This is a genomic window from Pseudomonas sp. MF08875 (assembly GCF_059862525.1).
The window spans coordinates 57,196-83,650 of the sequence record NZ_JCBCUW010000006.1 but is presented as its reverse complement, the minus strand read 5'-3'; the positions used below and the strand labels follow the sequence as shown (position 1 = coordinate 83,650).

The following is a 26,455-nucleotide window of genomic DNA, read 5'->3' as shown; positions in this document are numbered from 1 at the left end:
CTAGCGCTTGCAATGCCGCCATCGCGGGCGGGCCCGCTCCCACAAAAGCCCGGCAACGCGGCCCACAGAGGTCGCTCTTTACGCTGTGAAACCCCTACCGCTTGCCCGCCATGGCCTTGAACCGCTTGGCCAGGTCCAGGGCCACGGCGCCGCTGGCCGGGGTGGGCACGAGGTGGGCGAAGGGGATGTCGATCAGGCGGTTTTCCCGCACGGCGCGCAGGCGTGAGAGCAGCGGGTCGGTCTGGAGCAGGTGGCGCTTGCGGCTGGCCGGGGACCACACGGCGTCGGCCAGCAGGATCACGTCGGGGTCGTTCATCAACAGCACTTCATTGCTCACGTTCAGGCGCGGGATGTCGACGTCGGCGAAGCTGTTACGCCCGCCCGCGGCGGCCAGCAGGGCGGTGATAAACCCCCGTGTGCCGACGCTGTGCAGGCCATTGACCTCGCTGTCGAGGTAGAACACCGACAGCACTCGGCTTTCGTCATGCAGCGCGCGGGCGCCGGCCAGGTCGGCATCCAGGCGGGCGATCAACTGCTTAGCGCGCTCGGGCTGGCGCACCAGCGCGCCGAGGGTGCGCAGGTCGTTGCGGATATGCCCGAAAAAATCCAGGGAGCGGCCGTCGCAGGCCGATTCCATCAAGTAGCTGGCGATGCCGTTGGCGCCCAGGGTGGCGCGCGAGGTCAGGTTGTTGTCGAACGCCGAAGCAAAGCCGCCCACCACCAGGTCGGCATGCTGGCTATAGAGCACTTCGGCTGAAGGGTAGAGCCGGGAAATCACCGGGATGGCGCGATAGGCGCCGTGTTCAATGGCTGCGCCGTCGTCGTCGATATAGGCCACGCCGGCCAGCAAGTCGCCGGCGCCGAGGCTGAGCAGGGTGTCGGCGCTGTGCTGGTTGAGGGCCACGATGCGCTGCGGCGGCTGCGCCACGGCCCAGGTTTGGCCGCAGTTGCCATAGGTTTGGCCAAAGGCTGGGGCGGCCAGGCACAGCCACGTAGCGGCAACGAAGAATCTACGCATCGGGCACGCCTCCTGGGGGCGGATGGATCAGCAGGGCCGCAACCGGCCTATTGCCCAGCAGGTGTTCGTCCACCAGGCGCCGGGTGTCGTCGTCGGTGGCGATGCGGTACCAGCAGGCATCGGGGTAAACCGTCAGCAGTGGCCCACGGTTGCATGGGAACTGGCAAGCGGTGCGGGTCAGCAGCACGCCGCCCGGGGTTTCTACCAGGTGATGGTCGAGCAAATGGCGGCGCAGGGTTTTCCACCGCGCCAGGGCGCCCCGGCGCACGCAACGCGGGCCGGTGCACAAAAACAGGTGGCGGGCGTGGGCCGGCGGGTGTTCCCAGCCTGGGTCGGCGGCCACCGGGGCCACCCGCTCGCAGGGCAAGTGGCGCTCGCTGCGCGCCACCTCGGCGCACACCGCGTCGGCCTCCAGGCCCCGGCGGCCGAGGGCCGAGGCGGTGACCCAGAGCCTTGGCGCCTGCGGGTGGGCGGCCGCGCGGCGCGCCAGCTCATCGCGCAACCAGTCCAGGTAGGCGCTGTCGGACGCGGGCTCCAGGTCCACCACCAGCACCTGCTCGCCGAGGTGCTGGCGCGGTGCTTGGAGGGCCTGCCAGAGCCCGTCGAAGCTGTGCAGGGTGTCGATGATCCGCTCGTTCGGCGCCGCGCCGCGCAAGGTGCGCAACGCGGCGGCAAAGGCCTGGCCTTGCGAGCCGTCACGCAGGCCCGGGCCGACGAACAGCACCTGTTGGTATGGGCTTGGGGTGTTCATCAGAAGCGGTACGTGTAGCGCACTTCGCTGGTGAACGGGCGCCCCAGGTTGTCCACCGAGCTGGCGCGGCTGGTGACGTAGTCGCGGTCGAGCAGGTTTTCCACCAGCAGGCTGATGCGGTGCTGGCGGGCGTTGTCGAGGTAGCGGTAGGCGTCGGCGTCCACTACCGCGTAGTGGCCGTATTCCACCTCCTTGGCGCCCACCACGCTGCGGATGTAGCGCACCGCGCCGGCCACGCCCCACAGGCGATTGTCGGCGTCGAAGGCCAGGCGCGAGCGGGCGAAGAAGCTGGGGATGTTGGTCAGGGTGACGCCGTGGTTGCCTTCCACCAGGTTGCGGGTCATGTCCGCCGACAGGCTCCAGCGCTCGTCCAGCTGCCATTTGCCGTCCAGTTCGACGCCGCGCACCCGCACCTCGCCCTGGCTGTTGGTCCAGTGGATGTCGTCCAGAGCAATCAGGTCGGTGATCTTGCGCCTAAACCCAGTGACGCTGGCACTGAAGTCGCGGTTCAGCAGTTCGCCCTTGTAGTCCAGCCCCAGCTCGGCGTTGCGGCTTTTTTCGGGCTTGAGGTTGCGGTTGCCGATTTCATCGTCTTCGCGGGCGAACAACTGTTCGGCGTTGGGCAGCTTGTAGGCGCTGCCGTACTGGCCGCGCAGCTGCCAGTTGGGGTTGAGGTCATAGAGCGAGGTGAGCATGCCCACGGTGGCGCTATCGCCGCCGCTCATGGCTTCGTGGCGGATGCCGAGGCTGGGGTGCCAGTCGGGCAGGGCGGCGATCACCGGGCGCAATTGGGTGTAGAGGGCGTGGGCCTGGGCCTGGTTGTCGTCGATGATGAGCACATCGTCCTGGCCCTTGAACCACTGGTTGTCGGCGCCGAACACCAGCACGTGGCCGCCGTCCAGTTCGGCCTTGCCTTCGGCCTGCACGCCCCAGTCGGTGAAGCCCCAGTAATCCTTGTCGTTGACCACCGTGGTGGCGCCGCCCGGGGCGTTGTTGATGCGGGTGTAGCGGGTGTCCCAGTCGTTGACGTGGCCTTTGACGAAATAGCTCAGGCGTTCGCTGAGGCTGTGCTCGAAGGTGGCCGTGGCGATTTGCTGCACGCGGTCGTTGGTGGTTTTGCGGTTGTTGGCGGGCCGGGCGAAGTCCAGGTTGGCGTCGGAGTATTGGTAGAACAGCTCCAGGCGCGCATCGTCGCCCAACGCCTGGATGGCCTTGGCACCGAAGGTGGTGACCTCGTAGGAACGCTTTTTGTCCGTGGTGTTGGCGCTGTAGTCGCGGTTACGAAACGGTTGGTAGCCGTCGGAGACGTTGTGGCTGACGTAGGCCAAAAGGCCCAGGTCGCCCCAGCCGTTGCTGACGATGCGCTCGGCGCGGGCGTCGCCTGTTTTGCCCATGAAGCTGTCCAGGCCCAGGTTGACCTCGCCGCCGATGTCGCGGCTTTGCGGGCTGCGGGTGACGATATTGATGACGCCGGCCACGGCCTGGGTGCCGAACAGCAGGCTCTGGCCGCCCTTGAGCACTTCGATGCGCTCGATGGCGTTGGCAGGCAGGGTGTCGATGTAAATGCCGCCATACAGGCGATTGTTCAGGCGCACGCCGTCGAGCAGGATCAGGGTGTCGTCGTTGCGCCCGCCCAGCAGGGAATAGGTGCCGTAGTCGAACGGGCCGTTTTTCGGCGCCACGTATAGGCCCGGTACGTACATCTGCAGGACGCGGGAGATGTCGCTGCTGGGGCCGGCGCGCTCGATCTGCTCGCGGCTGACGATCTCCACTTTGCTGCCGTACTTGGCCATCTCGGCGACGGTGGTGGATTCCACGGACGGAGCGCTGACGGTTTGTTGTTCGAGGGTCAGGGCGCTGTCATCGGCCAGCAGGGCCGGGCTCAGGAGGGCGCCGCACAGGGCCGCGCAGGCATGCAAGGGCGCAGGACACAGGGCCCGGGCACGCAAGGTTTGGAGTTGATTCATTTTTTGGTCTTCTCGAAAAAGTTTCTTTCGCAGAAGCACGCAGGAGAAAGTACCGGGCACACGCCGATACCGGCCCATGCCCGCCCACCGCAGGTTTTTGCCAAACAAACATTCCAGGCCGGTCTCCGGGCTTGCGAGGCTGGAGGGGTTCGCCTTCCCATGCCGTGAGGCACAGTGGCTGATTGAACCCATCACTCGCTTACCGTTGCGGGGGCAGCACCGGACTAGCCCTGGGAGGGCGCACCGGTTTCCCGTTTCACCTCATGCACGGCGGCAGGAGGCACCTGAAACAGGGCGGCATCTGAACACTGGCATGACCGTTCGTCAACCTTGGCGGGTGTTTTGGGGAGACTGGTGTAGCAAACGGGCTCGCCCGCGCTCGGTCGCGTAGCGGCCGTAAAAATTGGCCCGGTGCCACACCACCGAGGGGCGCTGCGCACCCCAGCGCGGGCGAGCCCGCTTGCTACCGCGAGGGTTACGCGGCGACAGCTTGCATGTGGCGCAGGGCCATGGGCACGGCGCGTACCGATTGGCCGGGTTGCAGTTGCAGGCGTTTGGCGGTGAGGCGGTCGATCAGCAACTGATTGCCCACCAGGCGCGCCTTGGCGGCGGTGATACGGCAGTTTTCCAGGCGCCGGTTGTGGATCAGCCAGGTCGGGGCTTCGTCGTCCGGGGTGCCGATGCTCAAGGTCAAGGACTGGCTGTCGCGCACGGCACGGATGTTGCCCACCGCCGCTTCGATCAGCGGGCCGCCATCGAAAATATCGATGTAATTGTGGTAGCTGAAACCCTCGGCCTGGAGGATCTGCGCCGCGTGCCGGGTGTTGGGGTGCATTTGGCCGATCACCGCTTGCGCCTCTTCGGTGAGCAGGCAGGTGTACAGCGGCTGGCGCGGCATCAGTTCGGCGATGGAGGCCTTGTTGCCCATCACCGAGAGGTGGTCGGCGTGGAAGAAGTCGCGCTTGAAGAAGTGCCGGCCCAGGCTGTCCCAGAACGGCGAGCAGCCTTCTTCATCGGTGCAGCCGCGCAACCCGGCGATGAGTTTTTCGCCGAACAACTCGGGGAACTCAGCCACGAACAGCAGCCGCGCCGTGGACAGCAAGCGGCCATTGCCGACGCTGCGCAGGTCCGGGCGCAGAAACAGCGAGCAGAGCTGGGATTGGCCGGTCATTTCGTTGTTCAGGAACAGGGTCGGAATGTGCCGCTCGATGCCCAGTACCGGCGCCGAGTTCACCGTCAGGCCAACCCGGTAGTTGTACCAAGGCTCGCGCTCGCCCACCGCGCCAGCCAGGGCGCTGACGCCGAGCAGGCGTTGGTCGTCGTCTTCGAGCACGAACAGGTAGTCGGCATCGGCGCGCTCGACCTGTTGGGCGAAGGTGCGTTGCGACCAGCGCACCCGATGGGCCATGCGCTCTTCACTGATGGGCAGGCTGGTCAGCGCGGGGTCTACATGCCGGGCCAGGTCCTGCAACGCGGGCAGGTCAGTGATATTCACCGGGCGGACGATCATGGTGCAGCTCCTTGGGCGCGCCTATCCAGGCGTAGTTCTTGGGCTCGGGGCAAGGTCACAGGGCGATCAACCGCACAGTGCGGCCCTCGTCCAGGCGCAAGGCTTCGAGCATGTCATCACTTAGGCCGACCTTCCCCTCCAGGGGTTCCTCCAGTTCGGCGACGATGGCGCGGTAATCGCGCAGTTTGTCGTTACTTAGCAGGTAGCGGCCCAATTCGCCGCTGGGGGCCCGGCGCACTGTGGTCAGAAGCTGGCTGCGGGCGATGGAGCGGATGTTAGCGGTGCGCGCATAAAGCGTTGGGCCACCGTCGAAGATGTCCACGTAGCTGTGGGGTTCGAAGCCTTCGCGCAGCAGCATGTCCATGGCGTCGCGGCCATCCGGGTGGGGTTTGCCGATACAGTCCTGGGCCGCTTGCGGCAGCATGGGGATGTAGATCGGGTGATGGGGCATCAACAGGGTGATGGCTTCGCGGCTTTGCAGGCCACTGAGGCGCTCGGCCTCGGCGTAGGGCAGGTCGGTGAAGTGCTTGCCCAGGGCATCCCAGAAGGGCGAACTCATGTCTTCGCTGTAGTAGCCGACGATCTCGGTGATGGCGGCCTCGGCAAAACGCCGCGGGTGGGCGGCCATGAACAGCAGGCGTGCGCGCGACCCCAGCTCGGCGTAAGGCCCGCGCACCAGGGCGTCGTCGACGTGGAAACCGCGCAGCAAAGTGTGCCCGTTGAGGTCCTGGCACAGCGACAGCGCCGGCACTGCGTGCTGGATGTTCAGCTCCCGCGAGGTGCTGATGAAGGTGCGATTGCGCAGGCTGTAGAACGGCTCTTTGAAGCCGATGGTGGCGATGATCTCGGCGCAGCCGTGCAGGCGCTGGCTAAAGCTGTCCTGCAGGACGAAGAAGTAGCTCTCGTCGGCGCGCTCGTCCACGTCCTTGGCGAAGGACCGCAGGGAGCCATCGATTTTGGCCTGCAACAGCGAGGTGTCATCCGGTAGGGATGTGACGCCCAGCAGACTTTCGCGGGCCAGTTGCTGCAAATGGGGCAGGTCGGTTGACTCGACTGGGCGTAACACCAGCATGGATGCACTCCTGTATCAATGGGCTCCTACGCGCCAGCTTTGGCGGGATGAGCCTGACTATCACTGTCTTTTCCACGGGTTTGACCCCGGTCACGGCCAATGGGCGGGGTGCCGGTGCTTATTGTGCGCTCTGCCTGGCGCTCGATGGTATTGCAATGCTATGCCAGGTCATAGCGTCGGTGCGCTTGTCGGCGATCAAGGTTTACAACAGCGGCGCCAGATACTCCGTCCAGCGCTGCACGGCTTGCGGGGTGTGCAGCAGGTCGTTGCGCACCTCGATCAATACAGCATCGATCCCCCGGGCATCGCCGTGCACGGGCACGGTCATATCCGACAGGGGGTCGATTTCATAAGGTTGGTTACCGGCCGCGTTCAGGCCGTGGCGTTGCAGGCCTTCGACCACGCGTTGGGCGTAGGCCTGTGCCCGAGCATAGAGCACCCCGGCTTGCAGTGTGCGCGGTTGGCCGAAATAGATCGGCGTAAAGCTATGGATGCCGACGACGCGCACTTCGCGCCCCGCAACGGTGCGTGCTTCGATCAGTTCCCCCAGGCGGGTGTGGAAGGGTTTGAACAGGCACTGGCGGCGGTAGTCGCGGGCGGCCTCGTTCAGGCCCTGGTTGCCGGGGATATCGTAGATCTCGCTACGCACCGGGATGCTGTCGGCGGCGTGGCGTGGGCGGTTGAGGTCGATCAGCAGGCGCGAATAGTTGGCGCTAAGCAAGGTCGCGCCCAGGGCCTGGGACAAGCCGCGAGCCAGCTCCAGGGCGCCGATGTCCCAGGCGATATGCTCGGCGGCCGCCTGCGGGCTCAGGCCCAGGTCATTGAGGGCCGGCGGAATGTAGCGGCTGGCGTGTTCGCACACGAGGATCAGCGGGTGGCTCGAGTCTTCGTGGTGCAAAGTATATGGGGGCTGCTCGTAGAGCCCGGTTTCGGCAGTGGGCAAGGTCATCTTTCCTCCAGCAGGTGGACGCCGAACTCGTTGCGCAAGGCATCCACGCTATCGAGTCGCTCCGCCAGGTCTGGGCTGCGGCGGGTCATGCAGGCGATCAGCGCCTCGACCTGAGCCATGGCCGGCAGCAGGGTGTCGAATGCCGCGCCCGAGGCCACCGGCGCGCTGATTATCAGGTCGGCCAATTCGCGCAACGGCGAGGCGTAGATATCAGTGAACAGCACCACCCGCGCATGCCGGGCCTTGGCCGCCGTGGCCACGCGCAGGGCACGGGCCTCGTAGCGGCGGTAGTCGAAGATCACCACGGTGTCGTGGTGCTGCACCTGGAGCATGGCGTCGGCCAGCCGAGCGCAGTCTTCCAGGGCTTGGCAGCCGGGGCGGAACAGGCGCAGGTGGCTGAGCAGGTATTGGGCCAGGTGATGGCTGAAACGGCCGCCATAGCAATGCACCAGGTGGCGGTTGTCGAGCAGCCATTGCACGAGGATGCGCACGTCTTCGGCCTGGGTCAGGGCCTGGGTTTCCTGAAGGGCGCGTTGGCAGTCGTGCAAATACTGGCCCCAGGTATCGTCCTGATGGACCTGGGCATGTTGTTGCAAAAGGGCGCTGGGGGAGCGCAGGCGCTGGTCCATGTCGCTGAGCAGGGCTTCCTGGAATTCGGCGTAGCCAGGGAAGCCGAGTTTCTTGACCAAGCGCACGATGCTGGGGTCGCTGACTCCGGCCCGCTCGGCGAGGCGGGACATGGCGCCCAAGCCGTTGCGCGGGTACTGATCGAGCAGCGCACGCACGACTTTGCGTTCCGAGGGGGTCAAATCCAAGGCAGCGCTGGTTATCAAGTCTCTGAGGGGGGGCATCCTGGCTCCGGCACGGGCAGTGTCGTTTTTGTTTCATAGTCCGTTAAAACAGTATTTGTGTAATCAACACTACATGTCTAGTGAATTTTTGCTGCCGTGGATACCCCTTCAAAATACGCAGAATTGCCTTACAGCAAGGCTTGCGCAGCGCGTGCCGGCCATGGGCCTAGCGTTAGGCCGCAAAAGCACCAATAGGGGAAGAACCCGAGAAAATGCCCACGACAAATGCTACAAAGCCCCACATTCCGAAGCGTTCGATTCCCCCATGGAGGCCCTCCGTGTTAGCCACCCGCTTGACCCTGGTCTGCCATGGCCGCACCGCAGCACAGAAATTCGCGCGTTTTGCCTTGGACGAACCGCTGCTGGAGCCAGGCGCAGTTGTCATGCTGCCCCCGCCCTGGCAACTGCTCAGCGCCCCTGAACTGCGGGCCCGGCAGACCGCCGCACAGTTTGGCTGTGCGCCAACCCTAGAGCCGGCACTGCGCGACTGCGATATGGGGCGCTGGGCCGGGTTACCGATCAAACAGCTGCAACGCGACGAGGCCCCAGCCCTGGAGTGCTGGTTGAGTGACAGCAGCAGCGCGGCCCATGGTGGCGAGTCGATAGCGATGTTATGCCACCGGGTCGGCACCTGGATGGACAGCCTCACCGCCCGCCCCGGCCATTGGCTGGCGGTGAGCCACCCGCAGGTGGTGCGCGCGGCCCTGGTGCATGCCCTGCAAGGCCCGCCGGGGGCGTTCACGCTGATCGATGTCGAGCCCTTGGCGCGCATCCATTTGCAATTCAATGGCCGCTGGCGCCTGCGCTTGCCGGCCCCTGGCGAGGAGTGAAGGCACCACATGAAAACAATCCTGATTATCGGCATCGGCGCCGGCGACCCCGAGTACATCACGATGCAAGCGGTCAATGCGCTGAACCGGGTCGATGGCTTTTTCATCCTGGACAAGGGGCCAGCCAAGGAAAAACTCACCGACCTGCGCCACGAAATCTGCCAGCGCTACATCAGTGCTGGGCGCGCTTACCGCTTCATCGAAGCCCACTGCCCCGAGCGCGTGCGCGGCGGTGTGGACTACAGCGCCAGCGTGGCGGACCTCAACCGCGACAAGCAAAACACCTTCGAGCGCCTGATCGACGAAGCGCTGGCCGACGGCGAAACCGGCGCTTTCCTGGCCTGGGGCGACCCGGCGTTGTACGACAGCACCATCCGCATCCTGCGTGCGATCCTCGCCGAGGGCCGCTGCCACTTCGAGTTCGAGGTAATTCCCGGTATCACCAGCGTGCAGGCCCTGGCGGCGCGGCACAAAGTACCCCTCAACCGCATCGGCCGCAGTGTCGAGATCACCACCGGCCGGCGCCTGGCGGCGGGGCAGGTGAGCGACGCCGACAGTCTGGTGGTGATGCTCGACGCCGAGGACGCCTATCAGCAGGTTGCCAACCGCGACCGCTACATCTATTGGGGCGCCTACCTGGGCACGGCCGAGGAAATCCTCATCGCCGGGCCGCTCAAAGAGGTCGCCGACGACATCCAGCGCACCCGCCAGGCCGCACGCCAGGCCAACGGCTGGATCATGGACACTTACCTGCTGCGCGACCCCGACTGACCCGCGCCATGCTAGATTCCCCGCCCCTGCCATCCGAAAAGGACTTCCCATGACCCGCGCCATCACCCTGATTACCGAGAATTTTTCCGACTGGGAAACCGCCCTGATTAACTCTACGGCCCGTTGCTATTTCGGTATCGAAACCTTGTACGCCGCACCCGGTGGCGCACCGCTGACCTCCAGCGGCGGTCTGTCGGTTACACCGCAGTTGGCGATCGAAGACATTCGCCTCGAGGAGGTGGACCTATTGATAGTTTGTGGCGGCACGATCTGGCAGACCGAACAGGCCCCCGACGTCAGCGCCCTGGTGTGCGAAGCCCATGAACGCGGCCTGATCGTGGCCGGCATCTGCGACGGTACCCGGGTGTTGGCCCAGGCCGGGGTGCTGGACCATGTGGGCCACACCTCCAACTCGGCGGCTAACTTGGTGCAGACCGGCTATGCCGGCGCCGCGCACTACCAGGACGTGCCTTATGCAGTGGCCGATGGTCGTGTGGTCACGGCGCCGGGTTCGGCACCGGTGAGCTTCATGGCGCAGATCGTCGGCCTGCTCGGCTTGGCTGGCCCGGACCTGGACACCTACCTGGCGCTCCACGCGGCGGAACACAGCAAGCCGCGGTAGGCCTCGAAGCAGGCAATAAAACAGTGATTTTTTATAACGGGGCTGCGGCAACTGAACAACGTGCTGCGAAACAGCCTCTTTAGGTGGCCGGGTGCTTAGACGCGATGCTCGCTGAGGCGGGCAAAGGCGATACGGCGTTGGCCGAGCGCTTCAATGGTGCCATCGAGCACATCCGCACCCATGGCAAGTACCAGCAGGTGTAGGCCAAATACTTCAACCTTGACGTTTACGGTCACAGATCCCGGCCCCGCCAAAGCGGCCTGCGTGCAAGCGCTGAACGTTTTTCATGGGGCCTGGCAAGGAGCCAGCCATGTACCTGTTTGAAACCCCTAGGCTGCTGGGGCGGCAACTGACCCGCGAAGACCTGCCGGCCCTGGGCACAATGCTCAGCGACCCCGAGGTGATGCGCTTTTCCGTGGGAGGGGTGTGCGATGAGCACGCCACGCGCCGCTTCTTCAATGCTTGCCTGGACTGCTACGCCGCCCACGGCATGGGGCCTTGGGCCTTGGTGGACAAGGCTTCCAAGGCGTTCGTGGGGTTCTGTGGAGTATCCCCGGAGCAGGTTGGCGATGTGCAGGAGCTCAACCTCGGTTATCGATTGGCCCGACGCTTCTGGAACCAGGGTTTGGCCACCGAAGCCGTGAAGGGTGTGCTGGCGCATGTGTTCAGCCGCCGGCAATTGGCCTCGGTGGTGGTGATTATCGAACCGGCCCACAGTGCCTCGCTGAAGGTCGCGCAAAAGGCCGGGTTCAAGGATTTTCAGGTGCTGGACTTCCATGACCGGCCGGTGCGCTTGTACCGCATGAACCGCAGTGAGGCGAACCTGGCTGATCTGACGTAATGAGCGTTTTGCGTGGGTGCCAGCAGGTACAGGCTGGCGCCCTGGGCCGCAGTTATTTAACGGCTGTGATCCACTTGACCAGTTCGCGGTGCTTGGCCAAGGCGTCCTCGCGGGAAATTACCTGAACCACCAGGGTGCGGTTGCCCGATCCCGCCAGCAGGGTGGTGCTTAGGGTCTTGCCGCCGCCCTGGGTGGCGTGGCTGTCGATCTGGCGCACGCCGAGGCCGCCCAGGGTCAGGGTTTTCTGGTCCTGCTGGGTGAAGTCGGGCAGCGCCTTGCGTTGTTGGTCGAGGAAGTTACTGGCGGCGCTGTCGAGAAAGGTTTTGTCGTTGTCCTTGATGGTCACGCCGTCGGTGCGCAGGTTCTCGGCCACCAGCACCACGCTTTGGGTCTGCGGGTTGGCGTACATCGTGCCCGTCGCCCCGGCCGTGCCGCTGGCGGCTTCGCCCGCAGGCAGGGGGCTGGATTCAAAGCCCGGCGGCAGCTTGAGGGTGAACTTGCCCCCTAGTAGTTGGACCTGCTGCGCAGCCGCAATGGGCTGTGTAACGTGAGGCGCGGGGGCCGCGTGCACGCCGAGACTGGCGCTGGCCGCTAATAGCAAAACAATGGCTTTTTTGCCGAGCAAGAACATGGGGGGTCTCCGAGAGAGTCGCAAGGGCGGCATCATCCCACGGCTCTTGCGACAGGCTCCAGCCCGATGTTCAAGAGGCCGTGTCGCGCCGTGTTGCGATGACTGCCCCGCTAATAATCAGCAGTGCCGGCACGATCAGAATCGCGCTGGCCTGGCTTTGGCCGACGGCGATCAGCAGCAGGGTGGAGACCAGCGGCGCCAGGTAGGACAAGGCGCCGAGCATCGCCAGGCTGCCGTGCTTGGTGGCGTGGTCCCAGGCGAAAAACGCCAGCCCCACCGGCCCCAAACCGAGGCCCACGATAGCCGCCCACTGGCTCGGGGCCGGTTGCACGGTGGTTTCCCAGGCCAGGTGACACACCAACCCCGCCACGGCCACCAGGCCGCAGATCGCGCCGATGAAACTGCTGTGCACCGTGCTGAAACGCCGGTTGATAACCGAATAGCTCGACCACACCAAGGCGCAGCCCAGGGCTGCCGCGTAGCCGGCAATGGGTGCGGCCCCGGCGGCGTCATGGCTGCGCAGTTGCATGATGAACGCGGTGCCCGCCAGGCCCAGCAGCGCCCCCAGCAATTGCCCGGGCTTGAGCCGCTCGCCGCTGCTCAGCGCCGCCAGCAGCACGATCAGCAGGGGCCAGAGGTAGGCGATCAGGCTGGCTTCGGCGGCGGGGGCCGCTTTCAGGGCGAAAAAATACAGCGCATGGTAGGCGAAAATCCCTACGAACCCGGTTACCCACACGGCCCATGGCTGGCGCCATGCCCGAAACCCCGCGCGCCCGCGCCAGCCCAGCACGCCCAGGCTGGCGACGAACGCCACGGCAAAGCTTGAGGCCAGCAACTGGAAGGGCGGGATGCCGGCGGTCAGGGTGGTCAGCAGGGCCAGGCACGACCAGAGGAACACCGCGATCACGCCAATGGCGGTGGCGCTATGCGGATTGGGCGGGGTGTGCCGTGCGGTCATGGTGCGTGCCTGAAGGTCGGAAGTTGCCGGGCAGCATAGCGCCCGGACCTGGGGCGATCTTGCGCCAGGCTGCACGCGGTTTGTTCAGGGCTGCCAAATCAGCCCCTGCGCAGTGCGCCGGGGGTCAGTTGGCGGTTTTTTTTCAGGGCGTGGGTCAGGGCGCTTTGGTCGGCGTAACCGACCTGCTGGGCGATATCGCTGATGCTCACGCGGGTGTCGCGCAGCAGGTCTGCCGCGCGGTCCAGGCGCAACCGGGTGAGGTAGGTGAACGGCGTGCAGCCCAGGTGCTCGCGCAGCAAGAGGTACAACTTGCGCTCACTGGTGCCGCAAGCGTGGGCGATACACCGCGCCGTGAGGTCGCGGGCCAGGTGCCGGGCCATGAATTCCTGCACGCGGGCCAATAGCTGGGCGGCTTGGCCGGGGTGTGGGTCAGGGAGGCCAGCAGCAAGGTGCTCCAGGACGCCGCCAGCGCGGGCGAGGCGAGCATCAGCGGCGCGCTGCGGCTGGCGTAATCCAGCAAATGGCGGATATCCGGCGCCACGGCGAAGAAGCGCTGTTCGCTCAACGGCCCGGCCACGGTTTGGGCCAGGGGCACGTCCAGCACCAGGAAGCTGTTGTTGCTTTGGGCCATGAAGGCGTGGCGCGCTCCGGCGGGAATCACTACGCCCTGGCGCCAGTCGACCTGGCCGGCGCGGCCGTCGAGTTCGATCTGCATCGCGCCCGATTGGGGCAGTACGATCTGGTGGAAGTGGTGGTCATGCAACTCGACCTGGCCCGAATAGGAGCGCAAGGCAAGGGAAACTGTGGGGGTGTTGTGCATTGCCGCACTCCTGGGGCCGATGCTGGCCATCATGCCCCAAGACCGCCGGCGAGTGTGTGTAGGTAGCAAGCGTGCTCGCCCGCTTGCTACCTACACGCTGCGGCGGGTCAGCTGGATAGGCGCCACGTAACGTCTTCGATGCCGTACTGGCGGGCCAGCGGCGGGGTGGTTTTCTTGACTTTTTCCAGGCCGAAGCGGCCGATCCTGCCCACGCCCGCATCGCAACTGGCCCAGTGCCAGGCCTCCGCGTCGTTCATTTTGTCCTGGCGGATGATGAATGACTTGGGTTGTCCGTGCAGGCGGTACTCAATGACGAAAAGTTTTGCGTTGTTCATGCCCGTGTAATCCTCCCTGTTGTTTAACGACTGATCCCCGCGGCGCTGGAAAATTCACTTTGATTGCACCTCGCCCGGGGGCGGGTGGCGCTTCTGCTAGAATCGCGGCCCTCCACTTGCAGAGGTACACCCCATGTCCGAGCCCATCCGCCTGACCCAGTACAGCCACGGCGCAGGCTGTGGCTGCAAGATATCGCCCCAGGTGCTGGAGGTGATCCTGGCCGGCAGTGGCGCGCAGAACCTGGACCCAAAATTGTGGGTGGGCAACAGCTCGCGCGACGACGCGGCGGTGTACGCCATCGATGACGAGCGCGGCGTCGTTTCCACCACTGATTTTTTCATGCCGATTGTCGATGATCCCTTCGATTTCGGGCGCATCGCCGCCACCAACGCCATCAGTGACATCTACGCCATGGGCGGCGACCCGCTGATGGCCATTGCGATTCTCGGCTGGCCCGTCAACCTGCTGGCCGCGCAAATCGCCCGCGAGGTGATCCGTGGCGGCCGCGCGGTGTGCGACGCCGCCGGCATCCCCCTGGCCGGCGGTCATTCCATCGACGCCCCGGAGCCGATTTTCGGCCTGGCCGTGACCGGCCTGGTGCACAAGCGCCACATGAAGCGCAACGACACCGCCACTGAAGGTTGCCTGCTGTACCTGACCAAGCCCCTGGGCATCGGCGTGCTGACCACGGCGGAGAAAAAGGGCAAGTTGCGCGCCGCCGATGTGGGCCTGGCCCGCGACTGGATGTGCACCCTCAACACCCCCGGCAGCCGTTTCGGCAAGCTCGACGGGGTGACGGCCATGACCGATGTCACCGGTTTCGGCCTGCTCGGCCATTTGGTGGAGATGGCCGACGGCAGCGGCCTCACGGCGCGCATCGAGTACGACCGCGTGCCGCGCCTGCCGGGGGTGGAGTACTACCTGGAACAGGGCTGCGTGCCCGGTGGCACCTTGCGCAACTTCGACAGTTACGCCGCCAGGCTCGGGCGCCTGCAAGAGCTGCACAAGCGCGTGCTGTGCGACCCGCAAACCAGCGGTGGCCTGCTGGTGGCCGTGAGCCCCGAGGGCAACGCCGCATTCCTCGCCGTCGTCGCCGAACTGGGCCTGGACCTGGCCCCCATCGGTGAACTGGTGGCCCGACAGAGCCACGCGGTCGAGGTGTATTGATGACTATCGATATCACCGACTACCGCGACATCTTCCTCCACGACCGGCCGCTGATGGACACCCGCGCGCCGGTGGAATTCACCAAGGGCGCCTTCCCTGGCGTGGTCAACCTGCCGCTGATGACCGACGCCGAGCGCCAGCGCGTCGGCACCTGCTACAAGCAGCAGGGCCAGCAGGCAGCCATCGTGCTGGGCCATGAGTTGGTGTGCGGCGCGGTCAAGGCCGCGCGCATCCAAGCCTGGGCCGATTTCGCCCGGGCTCACCCCCAGGGCTACCTGTATTGCTTTCGCGGTGGGCTGCGCTCGCAGATCGTCCAGCAATGGCTCAAGGACGAGGCGGGCATCGACTACCCACGGGTGGGCGGCGGCTACAAAGCCATGCGCACCTTCCTGCTCAATACCCTGGAACAAGCTGTCGGCCAGTGCGACTGGGTGCTGCTGGGGGGCATGACCGGCACCGGCAAGACCGACGTGCTCAGCCAACTGCGCAATGGCCTGGACCTGGAAGGCCACGCCAACCATCGCGGCTCCAGCTTCGGCAAACGGGCCACGGGCCAGCCGTCCAACATCGATTTTGAAAACCGCTTGGCGGTGGACGTGCTGAAAAAGCGCGACGCCGGCATCGCCAGTTTCGTCGTCGAGGACGAGAGCCGCACGGTCGGCAGTTGCGCCTTGCCCCTGGCGTTGTACCAGGCGATGCAGCGCTTGCCGATGGTTTGGCTCGAAGACAGCGTGGCCGGGCGCGTGGAGCGGATCCTGCGCGACTATGTGGTGGACCTGTGCGCCGAGTTCGTCACCTGCTTCGGCGCCGAGGGTTTTGCCCTGTTCGCCCAACGCCTGCGCGACAGCCTCAACAACATCCGCAAACGCCTGGGGGGCGAGCGGCACCAGCGTTTGCTGGCGCTGCTGGACGCGGCCCTGGAGCAACAGGCGCGCAGTGGCGCGGTGGACCTGCACCGGGCCTGGATCGAGGGGTTGCTCAAGGAATATTACGACCCGATGTACGCCTTTCAGCGGGCCAGCAAAGGCGAGCGCATCGAGTTCGCCGGCGACCAGGCGAGCGTGCTCGAATACCTGCGCGAGCGCGCCCGCCAGCGCGGTTAGGTCACAGCAGCGCGGCGCCGATCAAACCGCAGACCACACCCATGGCCATGGTCAGCAGCGCCACGGTGACGAGCACGCGGCGGTCGAAGTCTTTGCGCAGCATCAGCAGCGACGGCAGGCTGATGCTGGGCAGGGTCATCAGCAACGCCACTGCCGGGCCGGTGCCCATGCCCAGGGCCATCATGGTCTGCACGATGGGGATTTCGGCGGCGGTGGGGATCACGAACAGCGTCCCGACAATCGCCAGCGGCACCAGCCACAGCAGGCTGTCGGCCATGGCCCCATCGACATGGGGGAACAGCCATACCCGTGCCGCGCCCAACAGCAACACGGCGAGGATGTACACCGGGATGGTGCTCCAGAACAGTTGCCACAGGGTCCGCCCCCAGCGCAGCAGGAACGGCTGGGTCGGCGCCGTGGTGGCTGTGGCTACTGCCTCGAACGCGGCCTGCGGCAGTTGCTCGGGGCGCGACATGCGTTGGGCGATCAGCGCCACCCCCAGCACCAGCACGACGCCCGCCACCAGGCGCAGCGCGGTAAAGCCCCAGCCCAGGACGAAGCCCATGAACACCAGGGTGGCCGGGTTGAGCACCGGGTTGGCGATCCAGAACGCCAGGGCCGCGCCCACCGACACCTGCTGGCGGCGCATGCCGGCCGCCACCGGCGCGGCGCAGCAACTGCACATCATGCCGGGCAGGGCGAACAGGCCGCCGCGCAGGGTGGAAGCCAGGCCGGCGCGGCCGAACAGGCGCAGCAGCCAGTCCCGCGGGATCAGCACTTGCAGCAGCGAACCGAGAATCACCGCCAGCACCGCGGCTTTCCAGATCGCCAGGAAATACACCTGGGCGTAGCTCAGCGCGGCCGCCAGGGGCGCGGTCTGGGCATCGTTGAGGATCGAGGCACCGATGCTGTGGCTATCGGCGGCGGCGAAGGCTTTGAAGTAGTAGGGCGACCACTTGACGTAGTAGAGGCCGATACAGGCCACCAGGACGAACAGCGCGGGTTTGCACCAGAACGACCAGCCCCGGCGAGGGGCTGCGAGGGAGTTGGGCATGCAGGGAGTTCCGGACAATCAGGGGGAGGCGGCGATGATACCCCAGCGTCCCGGCTCCAGGGCCTTGATTGCGTGCCGGGCATCGCCTGGTTTCAGGTCGGACAGTTCTCTTCGCCGTTGTCCAGGCCTTGCTTGTAGCTGTGGCTGAGCAGGGTGGCCTTGCCGTTGTGCCAGGTCAGGGTCAGCACGTAGAGGGAGTCGAAGTCGTTGGATTTCCAGTCTTCGGTGATCGGCGCTTTTTGCCCCACCGCTTTTTCGGCCACCTTGTTGATGAGTTCCGGCAGGTAACCGTGGGACCACGCGGTGTAGATGATCGAATCGTGATACTTGGGGTCGAGCAACTCGTGGGCCAGGTCGCTGGTGTCGTTGGCCGAATACTCGATGTTCACCGGCAGGCCAAGCTTGATGGCGCTGGGGCTGATGGTCATCAGGGGGCGAATGTAGCTGTAGGAGTTGTCGAACTCGCCTTCCTCAACGTTGCGCGTGGGGTTGGCGGCGAACACGTAATTGGCCTTGCCGAATTTTTCCGGGAGCAGGGTGGCCAGGTCGATGGCCCGGTTCAGGCCCTGGCAGTTGAGCTGGCCGAGGCCGCCCTGGGGTTTTTCGGCGTGGCGCAAGAACACCAGGGTCTGCGTGCCATTGGCTTGTTGGGCCCGGCTTTCCAGGGGTTCGAAGGTGAAAAACAGCGCCCCGGCCACCAACAGCGCGGGCAGGATCAGGTAAGTGCGGGGCTTGAGGGAGCGGGCGAAACGCAAAGGGCTTTTCATGGATTCATCGTTCTTCGGCGCATTCGGTTAAGGCTGACAAACCTGTCCACAACGAGCCGGGGGCCGCGCGCGTTTTCCCTGTCATTGGGTGGTTCCATCCACCGATGCGTCACCCTCAGATTCCCTTTACGGGTTTTGGTTCGATATCTGACGCGCGAAGGCACTTTATCTTCGCCTCTATCGGACGTTGATGAACTTTAACCACAGGATGTTTCGGATGCGTGACGGCCAGGGCGGAACCCATGGCCAGGGCGTCGGTCGGATCATTCGCCAACCCCTGGCGCCCTCTACAAGGAAGTCCTTCGATGCTGTCACGCACCCTGACCCTGTCCCTTGCCGCCTTGACCCTGGCCGGTTGTGCCATGGGGCCGACCTACCGCGGCGCCAGCGTGACCGACGCGGTGCTGCGCGCCGATATCTATAAAACCGTGCACATGATGTTCGACGTGCAGGCCTCGTGCCGCCGCGTCGACACCGTCGACACGCGCATCGTGACCCTGGAGAAGGACGCCGCCGGTGGCTTGCAGAAAGTCCACGAGACTTGGAACGTGAGCGGCTGCGCCACCTCGCGCTTGTATGACGTGACGCTGCGGGCCGATGGTGCGGGGGAAACTTTCTTCTCCGTCAGCGCGGCCAAGCCAGGCGTGGTGCCATCATTGTAGGGCTGCGCCTATAATCAGCCCGCTGCGAGGGCCGGCGTCGTCACGTGCAGGCCCCATTCCCATCGCTATCGGAAGCTTTCCATGACCGACCTTGCTGCGTTTCCCATCACCACCAAATGGCCCGCCCAGTTCCCGGACTGGATCCAGCTCTACTCCTTGCCCACGCCCAACGGGGTCAAGGTGTCGATCATGCTTGAAGAAATCGGCCTGCCCTACGAGGCGCACCGGGTCAGTTTCGAGACTGAGGATCAACTGTCTGCCCAGTTTCTGTCCCTGAACCCGAACAACAAAATCCCCGCCATCCTCGACCCCCACGGCCCGGGCGACCAGCCGCTGGCGTTGTTCGAGTCCGGCGCGATCCTGATCTACCTGGCGGACAAAAGCGGCCAACTGCTGGCCCAGGAATCGGCGGCGCGCTACGAGACGATTCAGTGGTTGATGTGGCAAATGGGCGGCGTGGGCCCGATGTTCGGCCAGGTTGGTTTCTTCAATAAGTTCGGCGGCAAGGACTTTGAAGACAAACGCCCGCGCGACCGCTACGTGGACGAAGCCAAGCGCCTGCTGGGCGTGCTGGAAGGGCGGCTCGAGGGGCGCGATTGGATCATGGGCGAGCGCTACACCATCGCCGATATCGCGGTGTTCCCCTGGGTGCGCAACCTGATCGGCTTCTACGAGGCCGGGGACCTGGTGGGTATCCACAACTTCCCCAACGTGCTGCGGGTGCTGGAGCGCTTCGTCGCCCGCCCGGCGGTGGCACGGGGGTTGGACGTCCCCGCTGTCCGTTGACCGCCCGCCAGGCCTCGGATCGCCCTAATTGTTGATCCGCGGCATGCCCGGGTTGCCGCGTCGGCCATAGACTCGCGGTTTGTACCGGGCCGGGCGCGGCGTTTAAGCTTAAGCCCCCTCCCTGTGGGAGCGAGCCTGCTCGCGATAGCGTCCTTGCAGCCAACATCGATGTTCAATGAAAGACCGCTATCGCGAGCGGGCTCGCTCCCACCGTGCCGGTGTTTTACCTGCCAGGGCCTTGATACCCCTGGCCCCTATTTTTTGGAAACCCCATGACCAGCCAATTTCCCGAAGCCCGTCCCCGTCGCCTGCGTCGCTCGCCGGCATTGCGCAGCCTGTTCCAGGAAACCGAGTTCAGCCTCAACGACCTGGTGCTGCCGATTTTTGTCGAAGAAGAGATCGACGATTTCGTGCCTATCACCAGCATGCCTGGGGTGCGGCGCATTCCTGAGAAGAAACTGGCCAGTGAAATCGAGCGCTATGCCCGTGCCGGGATCAAGTCGGTGATGACGTTTGGCGTGTCCCATCACCTGGACAGCGACGGCAGCGACACCTGGCACGAACGCGGCCTGGTGTCGCGCATGTCGGCCATCTGCAAGGACGCGGTGCCGGAAATGATCGTGATGTCCGATACCTGCTTTTGCGAATACACCCAGCACGGCCATTGCGGTGTGATGCACGGCGCCGAAGTGGACAACGACCAGACCCTGCACAACCTCGGCAAGCAAGCCGTGGCCGCCGCCCGCGCCGGCGCCGACGTGATCGCGCCCTCGGCCGCGATGGACGGCCAGGTCCAGGCCATCCGCCGTGCGCTGGACGCCGCCGGGTTCAGCCACATCCCGATCATGGCCTACTCCACCAAGTTCGCCTCGGCCCTTTACGGCCCGTTCCGCGAAGCCGGCGGCAGCGCCCTCAAGGGCGACCGCAAAAGCTACCAGATGAACCCGATGAACCGCCGCGAAGCCGTGCGCGAGTCGTTGCTCGACGAGCAGGAAGGGGCGGATGCGTTGATGGTCAAACCGGCCGGCGCGTACCTGGACATCATCCGCGACATCCGCGAAGTGTCGAACCTGCCGCTGGCGGCGTACCAGGTCAGCGGCGAGTACGCGATGATTAAATTCGGCGCCCAGGCCGGGGCCATAGACGAGGATCGCGTGGTGCGCGAAACCCTGGGCTCGATCAAACGCGCCGGCGCCGACCTGATCTTCACCTACTTCGCCATGGACCTGGCGCTTAGCGGGATCTGAAACCCCTGTCGCTAGCGCTGGGCGAACGCCAGGTTCACCCCCAGCGCGGCGAAGGATGCGGCAAAGCCACGGCGCAGCCAGTCCTGCACCCGTTGCGACTCGATGACGTGCCTGCGCAGGCTATGGGCCAGCAGCCCATAGAGCAGGAACACGGCGAACGTCATGGCCATGAATACCGCGCTCAGGCTGAGCATCTGCACCGCAGGCGCCGGGCCGCTGGAGCTGATGAACTGGGGCAGGAATGCCAGGAAGAAGATCGTCAGTTTCGGGTTGAGCACATTCAGCAGGCAGGCCTTGAGGGCAATGTTCCAGGCGCTGCTGGCCTGCGGCGTGTCGCCCAGGGCGAAGGCCGCGCGGTCGCGCCAGGTGGCGTAGGCCAGGTACAGAAGGTAGGCGACACCGGCGAACTTCAGCCCCTGGAACGCCAGCGCACTGGCGTGTAGCAGCGCCGACAGGCCCAGCACCGACGCCAACAGGTGCGGCACGATTCCCGTGGTACACCCCAGCGCTGCGTATACGCTGGCGCGCTTGCCGGCCGCCAGGGCTGTGGAGAGGGTGTAAACGACACCGGTGCCGGGAATCAACACGACAATCAGTGAAGTGATAAAGAAATCCAGGGTCATCATAAGCTGCAGGCTCCAGCGCTGGTGGTACCGTCCATGTGGGTTTTTTGCCCCGGGCCGGCCATTGAATACCAGCGTGGCGGGCATTGCCAGCTTAGCCGTGGAACAGGGTGCCGCTACTGGGGTCGAAGTCCTCGGCGCCAGCCTTGGCCGCCTCCCTGTCGCAGGAGTTCCCATGCAACGCTTACCCCTCACTCTGGCCGCCGCCGCGTTGCTGCTGGCCGGTTGCAGCAGCCAGCGCAGCCAACCGCCGGCGCCGAAACCGGCCGAGGTGCGGGCGCAGATTGTGCGCCTGCTGCCGGCCAGCACGGTCGACCGCCCAGGCTGGGCCACCGACATCTACGCCGCTTTCGCCGCGCTGAACATCAGCCCCGATCAGTCCAACCTATGCGCAGTGCTGGCGGTGACGGAGCAGGAGTCCACCTTCGTGGTCGACCCGCCCGTGCCGGGCCTGGGCAAGATCGCCCGCGCCGAGATCGACCGGCGTGCGGCCAAGGTCCATGTGCCGGCGTTCTTGGTCAGTGCGGCGCTGAAGTTGCCGTCGTCCAACGGTAAATCCTATAGCGATCGCCTGAGCGCCGCGCGCACGGAAAAACAGCTCAGCGCGATCTTCGATGACTTTATCGGCCGCGTGCCCATGGGCCGCACCCTGTTCGGCAACTTCAACCCGGTGCACACCGGCGGGCCGATGCAGGTCAGCATCGCCTTCGCCCAGGCCCGGGCGCGCAATTACCCCTACGCGGTGCAAGGTTCGATCCGCGAGGAGGTGTTCAGCCGCCGGGGTGGGATGTACTTCGGCATCGACCATTTGCTGGGCTACCCGGCCCACTACAGCCAGCCGCTGTACCGCTTCGCCGACTTCAATGCTGGCTGGTACGCCAGCCGCAATGCGGCGTTCCAGAACGCCGTCAGCCAGGCCACGGGCATTCCCTTGGCCCTGGACGGCGACCTGATCCGCCATGGCTCGCTGCTGCCCGGCAGCACCGAATTGGCGGTGCGCACCCTGGGCAAGTCGTTGGGCATGCGCAACCCGAGCATCCGCAGCCAATTGGAGCAGGGCGACAGCCTGGAATTTGAAGGGAGCGCGTTGTATCGCAAAGTATTTGCCCTGGCCGATCAGGCCAATGGCAAAGCGCTGCCCCGGGAATTGCTCCCGGGGATCGTGCTCAAGAGCCCGAAAATCACCCGCCAACTCACCACGGCCTGGTTCGCCAAGCGCGTGGATGAGCGTTATCAGCGGTGTATGAAGCGTTAAGCGCGACGGCGCACGAATTTGCGCCACAGCCATACCCACAGCAGCAGCGTCGGGAAGGCTAGGATCAGGAACGGCAAGGTATAGCTGGCTTTTTCCACGGCTTGGGCGGTGCCGTCGGCCAGGTTGTCCAGCAGGTTGGCGAAGGCCTCGCGCAGGTTGGAGGCGCGCTGGCTACTGTCGGACGGGGTGAAGCTGAGGGTCACGCGGTTGGTGTCCAGGCGTCGCTGGTGGCCGGCGGCAACTTGGGCCAGGGCCTGCAAGTCGTTTTCGATGCCAGCCTGCTCCTTGCTCAGGGCGATCAGGTCGCTGACGCTGATGTCGCGGCGCTTGGCCAGGTCATCGAGCCGCGCTTGCTGCGCCCGCAAGCGTTCCTGTTGGCGTTGCATGTCGGCCACGGCGTCGGCCAGGTCTTCGGCGCTGGTCACCCGTTGGCCCAGTTCGCCTCCTTCGCCCGCCATCGCCACCAGCGGCTCCACCCCTGTTGGGGCGATGCGCAGGGTGATGTCGGCGCGCTCGGCGCTTTGCTCGATACGCAGGATGTTGCACGCCCCAAAGCGCGCGGTTTCGCAGGCCTGGCGGGTTTCGGCCAGGCGCGGCGCGATCTGCGCCAGGGGCAGGGTGAGGGTCAGTTCGTGTTCATACGCCAGCATTGCGCCAGCCTGGCCCTGCTCACCACGAATCGCCGAGGCGGATGAGAGCGAACGGTCGCTGGGGGAGCAGGCTGCGAGGCTCAGGCTGGCGAGCAGCAACAAAACCAGGGAGTGACGCGAGGCAGGTTTGCCATCCGGTTGCATGGGGGTTCCTTGGGTAGAAGAGGGCACGGCCATTAAAAGGCCGCGCATCTTACTGCCAATTGCCCCTCTGTGTTACTCGCATGGCTGTTGGATCCGCCGTGGTAGCGGGCTCTGCCCGCGATGGCGGTGTGTCAGTCGACATTCATTTACCTGACAGATCGCCATCGCGGGCAGGCCCGCTCCCACAGAGAAGGTTAGGACTGCCACATACATCATTTGGAACCCAATCCTGTGGGAGCGGGCTCAGCCCACGATAGCGGTGGGCCAGCCAACCTAAATGCTGGATGTCTTAGCGCCATCGCGGGCAGGCCTCGCTCCCGCGGGGGCGGGTCGGTGGGGGTTTCAGCCGCGCTCCAGTGCCAGGGCCACGCCTTGGCCGCCGCCGATGCACAGGGTTGCCAGGCCCTTTTTGGCGTCGCGCTTGAGCATTTCGTGCAGCAGGCTCACCAGCACGCGGCAGCCCGAAGCGCCAATCGGGTGGCCCAGCGCAATGGCGCCGCCGTTGACGTTGACCTTGGCCGCGTCCCAACCCAGCTCCTGGCCTACCGCCAGGGCTTGGGCGGCGAAGGCTTCGTTGGCTTCGATCAGGTCCAGCTCGGCCAACGCCCAGCCTGCTTTTTCCAGGCAGCGGCGGGTGGCCGACACCGGGCCGATGCCCATGATCGCCGGGTCCACGCCGGCATTGGCGTAGGCAGCGATTTTCGCCAGCACCGGCAAGCCCAGGGCCTGGGCCTTGGCGGCGCTCATCAGCAGCACGGCGGCGGCGCCGTCGTTGAGGCTCGACGCATTGCCGGCGGTCACCGTGCCGTCCTTCTTGAACGCAGGTTTGAGCTTGCCCAGGGACTCAGCGGTGGTGCCGGCGCGGGGTTGTTCGTCGGTGGCGAAGGCCAACGGCTCGCCTTTGCGTTGGGGAATCAGGATCGGGGTGATTTCGTCGGCAAAGCGCCCGGCCTCGATGGCGGCCACGGCTTTTTGCTGGGATTTGGCGGCGAAGGCATCTTGGTCTTCGCGGCTGATCGCGTATTTTTCGACGAGGTTCTCGGCGGTAATGCCCATGTGGTAGTCGTTGAAGGCATCCCACAAGCCGTCGCTAATCAGGGTGTCGACCATTTTTGCGTGGCCCATGCGCAACCCGGTGCGTGCGCCCGGCAGCACGTAGGGGGCCAGGCTCATGTTTTCCATGCCGCCGGCAATGATGACTTCGGCATCGCCACAACGGATGGCCTGGGCGCCCAGGTGCAGGGCCTTGAGGCCCGAGCCGCAGACTTTGTTCAGGGTCATTGCTGGTACGGCGTGGGGCAGGCCGGCGAGGATCGCCGCTTGGCGCGCCGGGTTTTGCCCGGAGCCTGCGGTGAGGACCTGGCCGAGGATCACTTCATCGACTTCACTGGCGGCCAGGCCGGTTTGCGCCAGCAGGCGACGAATCACCGCCGCCCCCAGCTGCGGCGCGGGAATACTGGCCAACGCACCCTGGAAACTGCCAATGGCGGTGCGGGTAGCCGCGACAATCACAACCTCTTGCATAGTGTTTGCTCCTTGGGTTCGGCGGTTCAGGCGAACTGCATTTCGGGCACGTGGTCAGGGACGATCAGTTTGCCGGCGGTCTTGCTGACGATTTCCTCGACGCTCACGCCTGGGGCGCGTTCCTTGAGGATAAAGGCGCCGTCCTGGATCTCCAGGTAGGCCAGGTCGGTCAGCACTCGCTTGATGCAGCGCGCGCCGGTCAGCGGCAGGCTGCAACGGCTCAGCAGTTTGGATTCGCCATCCTTGGAGGCGTGGGTCATGGTGACGATGATGTTCTCCGCGCCGGCCACCAGGTCCATGGCGCCGCCCATGCCCTTGACCAGTTTGCCGGGGATCATCCAGGAGGCGATGTTGCCTTGCACATCCACCTCGAAGGCGCCAAGCACCGTGAGGTCGATGTGGCCGCCGCGGATCATCGCGAAGGATTCGGCGGAGGAGAAAATCGAAGCGCCGACGCGGGCGGTGACGGTTTGTTTGCCGGCGTTAATCATGTCGGCATCGACTTCATCTTCGGTGGGAAAAGCGCCCATGCCCAGCAGGCCATTTTCCGATTGCAGCATGACTTCCATGCCTTCGGGGATGTAGTTGGCGACCAGGGTGGGAATGCCGATACCCAGGTTCACGTAGTAGCCGTCCTGCATTTCACGGGCGACGCGCTGGGCCATTTGTTCGCGGGAAAGTGCCATTGTTGTTGTTCCTTGCATGCGGTCCGGGGCGGGGGTTACTTGCGTACGGTGCGCTGTTCGATGCGCTTCTCGAAGGTGCCGCAAATGACCCGGTCGACGTAGATGCCGGGGGTGTGGATCTGCGAGGGGTCCAGCTCGCCGGGTTCGACGAGTTCTTCGACTTCGACCACGGTGATCTTGCCCGCCGTGGCGGCCAGGGGGTTGAAGTTCTGCGCGGTGTGGCGGTACACGACGTTGCCGAAGTGGTCGGCTTTCCAGCCCTTGACGATGGCGAAGTCGCCGGTGATGGATTCTTCCATCAGGTACGGGCGGCCGTTGAACTCGCGGGTTTCCTTGCCGTCGGCCACCGGGGTGCCAACGCCGGTGGCGGTGAAGAACGCCGGGATACCCGCGCCGCCAGCACGCATTTTTTCGGCCAGGGTGCCTTGGGGGGTGAGGTCGACTTCGATTTCGCCGCTGAGCAGTTGCTGCTCGAACAAGGCGTTTTCGCCGACGTAAGACGCCACGACCTTGCGGATCTGCCGGTCTTCGAGCAGCACGCCCAAGCCAAAGCCATCGACGCCGCAGTTGTTGGAGACCACGGTGAGTTCACGCGTGCCTTTGCGTTTGATCTCGGCGATGAGGTTTTCCGGGATGCCGCACAGGCCGAAGCCGCCGCAGATGACAGTCATGCCGTCTTCGAGGCCGGCCAGGGCCTCCTCGTAGGACGCCACACGCTTATCGAAACCTGCCATTGGGACCTTCCTCTTTTATTGTGGGTTTGACGCAGTGTTGCGCTGGGGCATTCATTTGTTAAGTTGATTTTTAAGGATGATTGATTTAGAAAAACAATGATTAGGGGCAAGCGGCAAGCGGCAAGT

At 65.1% G+C, this 26,455-nt stretch carries 29 protein-coding genes and 1 riboswitch; of the genes, 10 read left to right on the top strand and 19 right to left on the bottom strand.

Annotated elements, in window-relative coordinates; genetic code table 11:
- Window positions 1-94: 94 nt before the first annotated feature.
- The 7 genes from AC19YT_RS05155 to AC19YT_RS05125 form a co-directional block, all read right to left on the bottom strand.
- Window positions 95-1,018: an ABC transporter substrate-binding protein gene (locus AC19YT_RS05155; protein ID WP_095110733.1), complete on the bottom strand. Its 924-nt coding sequence runs from the start codon at window positions 1,016-1,018 to the stop codon at window positions 95-97.
- Window positions 1,011-1,769, bottom strand: coding sequence for a (2Fe-2S) ferredoxin domain-containing protein (locus AC19YT_RS05150; RefSeq protein ID WP_500609875.1), 759 nt, complete (start codon window positions 1,767-1,769; stop codon window positions 1,011-1,013). Before AC19YT_RS05150 ends, AC19YT_RS05155 begins: the two co-directional genes overlap by 8 nt.
- Window positions 1,769-3,736 (bottom strand): TonB-dependent receptor plug domain-containing protein, encoded by a 1,968-nt coding sequence (locus AC19YT_RS05145; RefSeq protein ID WP_095110731.1) that lies wholly within the window; start codon window positions 3,734-3,736, stop codon window positions 1,769-1,771. Before AC19YT_RS05145 ends, AC19YT_RS05150 begins: the two co-directional genes overlap by 1 nt.
- Before the next feature lie 99 nt (window positions 3,737-3,835).
- Window positions 3,836-4,039, bottom strand: a riboswitch (cobalamin riboswitch).
- 172 nt (window positions 4,040-4,211) lie between these two features.
- Entirely contained in the window at window positions 4,212-5,246 is a 1,035-nt protein-coding gene (astA, locus tag AC19YT_RS05140) for an arginine N-succinyltransferase (protein ID WP_095110730.1), read from the bottom strand.
- Window positions 5,247-5,301: 55 nt separating this feature from the next.
- Window positions 5,302-6,318, bottom strand: a complete 1,017-nt coding sequence (locus AC19YT_RS05135; protein WP_500609874.1) for an arginine N-succinyltransferase — start codon at window positions 6,316-6,318, stop codon at window positions 5,302-5,304.
- A 202-nt stretch (window positions 6,319-6,520) separates the two neighbouring features.
- On the bottom strand, window positions 6,521-7,267 hold the full coding sequence (locus tag AC19YT_RS05130; RefSeq protein ID WP_500609873.1) for an N-formylglutamate amidohydrolase: 747 nt from the start codon (window positions 7,265-7,267) through the stop codon (window positions 6,521-6,523).
- Window positions 7,264-8,118, bottom strand: coding sequence for a MurR/RpiR family transcriptional regulator (locus tag AC19YT_RS05125; protein ID WP_500609872.1), 855 nt, complete (start codon window positions 8,116-8,118; stop codon window positions 7,264-7,266). The genes AC19YT_RS05130 and AC19YT_RS05125 overlap by 4 nt, the downstream gene beginning before the upstream one ends.
- 278 nt (window positions 8,119-8,396) lie before the next feature.
- On the opposite strand from AC19YT_RS05125, the gene AC19YT_RS05120 reads away from it, so the two are divergent.
- The 4 genes from AC19YT_RS05120 (at window position 8,397) to AC19YT_RS05105 (ending at window position 11,182) form a co-directional block, all read left to right on the top strand.
- Window positions 8,397-8,948, top strand: coding sequence for a histidine phosphatase family protein (locus AC19YT_RS05120; protein ID WP_500609871.1), 552 nt, complete (start codon window positions 8,397-8,399; stop codon window positions 8,946-8,948).
- Window positions 8,949-8,957: 9 nt separating this feature from the next.
- Entirely contained in the window at window positions 8,958-9,719 is a 762-nt protein-coding gene (cobF, locus tag AC19YT_RS05115) for a precorrin-6A synthase (deacetylating) (protein ID WP_500609870.1), read from the top strand.
- A gap of 49 nt (window positions 9,720-9,768) precedes the next feature.
- Window positions 9,769-10,341 carry a DJ-1/PfpI family protein gene (locus AC19YT_RS05110; RefSeq protein WP_500609869.1) on the top strand — a complete coding sequence of 191 codons (573 nt, stop codon included), beginning with the start codon at window positions 9,769-9,771 and terminating at the stop codon, window positions 10,339-10,341.
- A gap of 310 nt (window positions 10,342-10,651) precedes the next feature.
- Entirely contained in the window at window positions 10,652-11,182 is a 531-nt protein-coding gene (locus tag AC19YT_RS05105; protein WP_500597974.1) for a GNAT family N-acetyltransferase, read from the top strand.
- A 52-nt stretch (window positions 11,183-11,234) separates the two neighbouring features.
- Here AC19YT_RS05105 and AC19YT_RS05100 read toward each other — a convergent pair whose 3' ends face one another.
- From AC19YT_RS05100 to AC19YT_RS05080, 5 genes are all read right to left on the bottom strand, one after another.
- Window positions 11,235-11,813 carry a DcrB/PsbP domain-containing protein gene (locus tag AC19YT_RS05100; protein WP_095110722.1) on the bottom strand — a complete coding sequence of 193 codons (579 nt, stop codon included), beginning with the start codon at window positions 11,811-11,813 and terminating at the stop codon, window positions 11,235-11,237.
- Window positions 11,814-11,883: 70 nt separating this feature from the next.
- Window positions 11,884-12,771, bottom strand: a complete 888-nt coding sequence (gene yddG / locus AC19YT_RS05095) for an aromatic amino acid exporter YddG (protein WP_500609868.1) — start codon at window positions 12,769-12,771, stop codon at window positions 11,884-11,886.
- Window positions 12,772-12,869: 98 nt separating this feature from the next.
- Window positions 12,870-13,070 carry a helix-turn-helix transcriptional regulator gene (locus AC19YT_RS05090; protein WP_500609867.1) on the bottom strand — a complete coding sequence of 67 codons (201 nt, stop codon included), beginning with the start codon at window positions 13,068-13,070 and terminating at the stop codon, window positions 12,870-12,872.
- A complete protein-coding gene (locus AC19YT_RS05085) occupies window positions 12,977-13,591 on the bottom strand; it encodes an AraC-like ligand-binding domain-containing protein (protein ID WP_500609866.1) in 615 nt (204 codons plus the stop codon). The genes AC19YT_RS05090 and AC19YT_RS05085 overlap by 94 nt, the downstream gene beginning before the upstream one ends.
- 107 nt (window positions 13,592-13,698) lie before the next feature.
- Window positions 13,699-13,926: a DUF6555 family protein gene (locus AC19YT_RS05080; protein ID WP_095110719.1), complete on the bottom strand. Its 228-nt coding sequence runs from the start codon at window positions 13,924-13,926 to the stop codon at window positions 13,699-13,701.
- Between the two features lie 133 nt (window positions 13,927-14,059).
- Between AC19YT_RS05080 and selD the strand changes: the two genes are divergently transcribed.
- Together selD and mnmH are read left to right on the top strand one after the other, a co-directional pair.
- On the top strand, window positions 14,060-15,094 hold the full coding sequence (selD, locus tag AC19YT_RS05075; protein ID WP_500597979.1) for a selenide, water dikinase SelD: 1,035 nt from the start codon (window positions 14,060-14,062) through the stop codon (window positions 15,092-15,094).
- Window positions 15,094-16,197, top strand: coding sequence for a tRNA 2-selenouridine(34) synthase MnmH (mnmH, locus tag AC19YT_RS05070; protein WP_095110717.1), 1,104 nt, complete (start codon window positions 15,094-15,096; stop codon window positions 16,195-16,197). Before selD ends, mnmH begins: the two co-directional genes overlap by 1 nt.
- A gap of 1 nt (window position 16,198) precedes the next feature.
- Here the strand turns inward: mnmH and AC19YT_RS05065 are convergent, their stop codons facing one another.
- Both AC19YT_RS05065 and AC19YT_RS05060 read right to left on the bottom strand, forming a co-directional pair.
- Complete coding sequence (locus AC19YT_RS05065) at window positions 16,199-17,251, bottom strand: permease (RefSeq protein ID WP_500609865.1); 1,053 nt, start codon at window positions 17,249-17,251, stop codon at window positions 16,199-16,201.
- A 92-nt stretch (window positions 17,252-17,343) separates the two neighbouring features.
- Window positions 17,344-18,018, bottom strand: a complete 675-nt coding sequence (locus AC19YT_RS05060; RefSeq protein WP_095110715.1) for a histidine phosphatase family protein — start codon at window positions 18,016-18,018, stop codon at window positions 17,344-17,346.
- 305 nt (window positions 18,019-18,323) lie between these two features.
- Between AC19YT_RS05060 and AC19YT_RS05055 the strand changes: the two genes are divergently transcribed.
- From AC19YT_RS05055 to hemB, 3 genes are all read left to right on the top strand, one after another.
- Window positions 18,324-18,680: a hypothetical protein gene (locus AC19YT_RS05055; protein ID WP_095110714.1), complete on the top strand. Its 357-nt coding sequence runs from the start codon at window positions 18,324-18,326 to the stop codon at window positions 18,678-18,680.
- Window positions 18,681-18,761: 81 nt separating this feature from the next.
- Complete coding sequence (locus tag AC19YT_RS05050; RefSeq protein ID WP_095110713.1) at window positions 18,762-19,466, top strand: glutathione binding-like protein; 705 nt, start codon at window positions 18,762-18,764, stop codon at window positions 19,464-19,466.
- A gap of 272 nt (window positions 19,467-19,738) precedes the next feature.
- Complete coding sequence (gene hemB / locus AC19YT_RS05045; RefSeq protein WP_095110712.1) at window positions 19,739-20,713, top strand: porphobilinogen synthase; 975 nt, start codon at window positions 19,739-19,741, stop codon at window positions 20,711-20,713.
- A gap of 11 nt (window positions 20,714-20,724) precedes the next feature.
- Here hemB and AC19YT_RS05040 read toward each other — a convergent pair whose 3' ends face one another.
- Window positions 20,725-21,339, bottom strand: coding sequence for a LysE family translocator (locus tag AC19YT_RS05040; RefSeq protein ID WP_500609864.1), 615 nt, complete (start codon window positions 21,337-21,339; stop codon window positions 20,725-20,727).
- A gap of 172 nt (window positions 21,340-21,511) precedes the next feature.
- Here AC19YT_RS05040 and AC19YT_RS05035 point away from each other — a divergent pair, with 172 nt between their 5' ends.
- Window positions 21,512-22,591, top strand: coding sequence for a DUF1615 domain-containing protein (locus AC19YT_RS05035; RefSeq protein ID WP_095110710.1), 1,080 nt, complete (start codon window positions 21,512-21,514; stop codon window positions 22,589-22,591).
- Here AC19YT_RS05035 and AC19YT_RS05030 read toward each other — a convergent pair.
- The 4 genes from AC19YT_RS05030 to AC19YT_RS05015 all read right to left on the bottom strand — a co-directional run bounded on the left by AC19YT_RS05030 (window position 22,588) and on the right by AC19YT_RS05015 (window position 26,329).
- On the bottom strand, window positions 22,588-23,385 hold the full coding sequence (locus AC19YT_RS05030) for a DUF4349 domain-containing protein (RefSeq protein WP_095110709.1): 798 nt from the start codon (window positions 23,383-23,385) through the stop codon (window positions 22,588-22,590). The two genes, AC19YT_RS05035 and AC19YT_RS05030, sit on opposite strands and share 4 nt — an antisense overlap.
- A gap of 342 nt (window positions 23,386-23,727) precedes the next feature.
- The gene (locus AC19YT_RS05025; RefSeq protein WP_500609863.1) at window positions 23,728-24,909 is read right to left on the bottom strand and encodes an acetyl-CoA C-acetyltransferase; all 1,182 of its coding nucleotides are present in this window, start codon (window positions 24,907-24,909) and stop codon (window positions 23,728-23,730) included.
- 26 nt (window positions 24,910-24,935) lie between these two features.
- Window positions 24,936-25,595, bottom strand: coding sequence for a CoA transferase subunit B (locus AC19YT_RS05020; RefSeq protein WP_095111195.1), 660 nt, complete (start codon window positions 25,593-25,595; stop codon window positions 24,936-24,938).
- Between the two features lie 35 nt (window positions 25,596-25,630).
- Window positions 25,631-26,329 (bottom strand): CoA transferase subunit A, encoded by a 699-nt coding sequence (locus AC19YT_RS05015; protein ID WP_095111196.1) that lies wholly within the window; start codon window positions 26,327-26,329, stop codon window positions 25,631-25,633.
- Between the last annotated feature and the right edge of the window lie 126 nt (window positions 26,330-26,455).

Excerpts from the sequence above, each read along its gene's own strand:
- AC19YT_RS05025 (WP_500609863.1), bottom strand. The coding sequence starts at position 24,909 with ATGCAAGAGGTTGTGATTGTCGCGGCTACCCGCACCGCCATTGGCAGT.
- yddG (WP_500609868.1), bottom strand. The coding sequence starts at position 12,771 with ATGACCGCACGGCACACCCCGCCCAATCCGCATAGCGCCACCGCCATT.
- AC19YT_RS05130 (WP_500609873.1), bottom strand. The coding sequence starts at position 7,267 with ATGACCTTGCCCACTGCCGAAACCGGGCTCTACGAGCAGCCCCCATAT.
- AC19YT_RS05145 (WP_095110731.1), bottom strand. The coding sequence starts at position 3,736 with ATGAATCAACTCCAAACCTTGCGTGCCCGGGCCCTGTGTCCTGCGCCC.
- AC19YT_RS05110 (WP_500609869.1), top strand. The coding sequence starts at position 9,769 with ATGACCCGCGCCATCACCCTGATTACCGAGAATTTTTCCGACTGGGAA.
- mnmH (WP_095110717.1), top strand. The coding sequence starts at position 15,094 with ATGACTATCGATATCACCGACTACCGCGACATCTTCCTCCACGACCGG.
- AC19YT_RS05040 (WP_500609864.1), bottom strand. The coding sequence starts at position 21,339 with ATGATGACCCTGGATTTCTTTATCACTTCACTGATTGTCGTGTTGATT.
- AC19YT_RS05020 (WP_095111195.1), bottom strand. The coding sequence starts at position 25,595 with ATGGCACTTTCCCGCGAACAAATGGCCCAGCGCGTCGCCCGTGAAATG.
- AC19YT_RS05085 (WP_500609866.1), bottom strand. The coding sequence starts at position 13,591 with ATGCACAACACCCCCACAGTTTCCCTTGCCTTGCGCTCCTATTCGGGC.
- AC19YT_RS05035 (WP_095110710.1), top strand. The coding sequence starts at position 21,512 with ATGCAACGCTTACCCCTCACTCTGGCCGCCGCCGCGTTGCTGCTGGCC.
- AC19YT_RS05100 (WP_095110722.1), bottom strand. The coding sequence starts at position 11,813 with ATGTTCTTGCTCGGCAAAAAAGCCATTGTTTTGCTATTAGCGGCCAGC.
- AC19YT_RS05105 (WP_500597974.1), top strand. The coding sequence starts at position 10,652 with ATGTACCTGTTTGAAACCCCTAGGCTGCTGGGGCGGCAACTGACCCGC.
- selD (WP_500597979.1), top strand. The coding sequence starts at position 14,060 with ATGTCCGAGCCCATCCGCCTGACCCAGTACAGCCACGGCGCAGGCTGT.
- astA (WP_095110730.1), bottom strand. The coding sequence starts at position 5,246 with ATGATCGTCCGCCCGGTGAATATCACTGACCTGCCCGCGTTGCAGGAC.
- AC19YT_RS05125 (WP_500609872.1), bottom strand. The coding sequence starts at position 8,118 with ATGCCCCCCCTCAGAGACTTGATAACCAGCGCTGCCTTGGATTTGACC.
- AC19YT_RS05080 (WP_095110719.1), bottom strand. The coding sequence starts at position 13,926 with ATGAACAACGCAAAACTTTTCGTCATTGAGTACCGCCTGCACGGACAA.
- AC19YT_RS05015 (WP_095111196.1), bottom strand. The coding sequence starts at position 26,329 with ATGGCAGGTTTCGATAAGCGTGTGGCGTCCTACGAGGAGGCCCTGGCC.
- AC19YT_RS05060 (WP_095110715.1), bottom strand. The coding sequence starts at position 18,018 with ATGAAAAGCCCTTTGCGTTTCGCCCGCTCCCTCAAGCCCCGCACTTAC.
- AC19YT_RS05135 (WP_500609874.1), bottom strand. The coding sequence starts at position 6,318 with ATGCTGGTGTTACGCCCAGTCGAGTCAACCGACCTGCCCCATTTGCAG.
- AC19YT_RS05150 (WP_500609875.1), bottom strand. The coding sequence starts at position 1,769 with ATGAACACCCCAAGCCCATACCAACAGGTGCTGTTCGTCGGCCCGGGC.
- AC19YT_RS05050 (WP_095110713.1), top strand. The coding sequence starts at position 18,762 with ATGACCGACCTTGCTGCGTTTCCCATCACCACCAAATGGCCCGCCCAG.
- AC19YT_RS05055 (WP_095110714.1), top strand. The coding sequence starts at position 18,324 with ATGCTGTCACGCACCCTGACCCTGTCCCTTGCCGCCTTGACCCTGGCC.
- AC19YT_RS05155 (WP_095110733.1), bottom strand. The coding sequence starts at position 1,018 with ATGCGTAGATTCTTCGTTGCCGCTACGTGGCTGTGCCTGGCCGCCCCA.
- hemB (WP_095110712.1), top strand. The coding sequence starts at position 19,739 with ATGACCAGCCAATTTCCCGAAGCCCGTCCCCGTCGCCTGCGTCGCTCG.
- AC19YT_RS05030 (WP_095110709.1), bottom strand. The coding sequence starts at position 23,385 with ATGCAACCGGATGGCAAACCTGCCTCGCGTCACTCCCTGGTTTTGTTG.
- AC19YT_RS05065 (WP_500609865.1), bottom strand. The coding sequence starts at position 17,251 with ATGCCCAACTCCCTCGCAGCCCCTCGCCGGGGCTGGTCGTTCTGGTGC.
- cobF (WP_500609870.1), top strand. The coding sequence starts at position 8,958 with ATGAAAACAATCCTGATTATCGGCATCGGCGCCGGCGACCCCGAGTAC.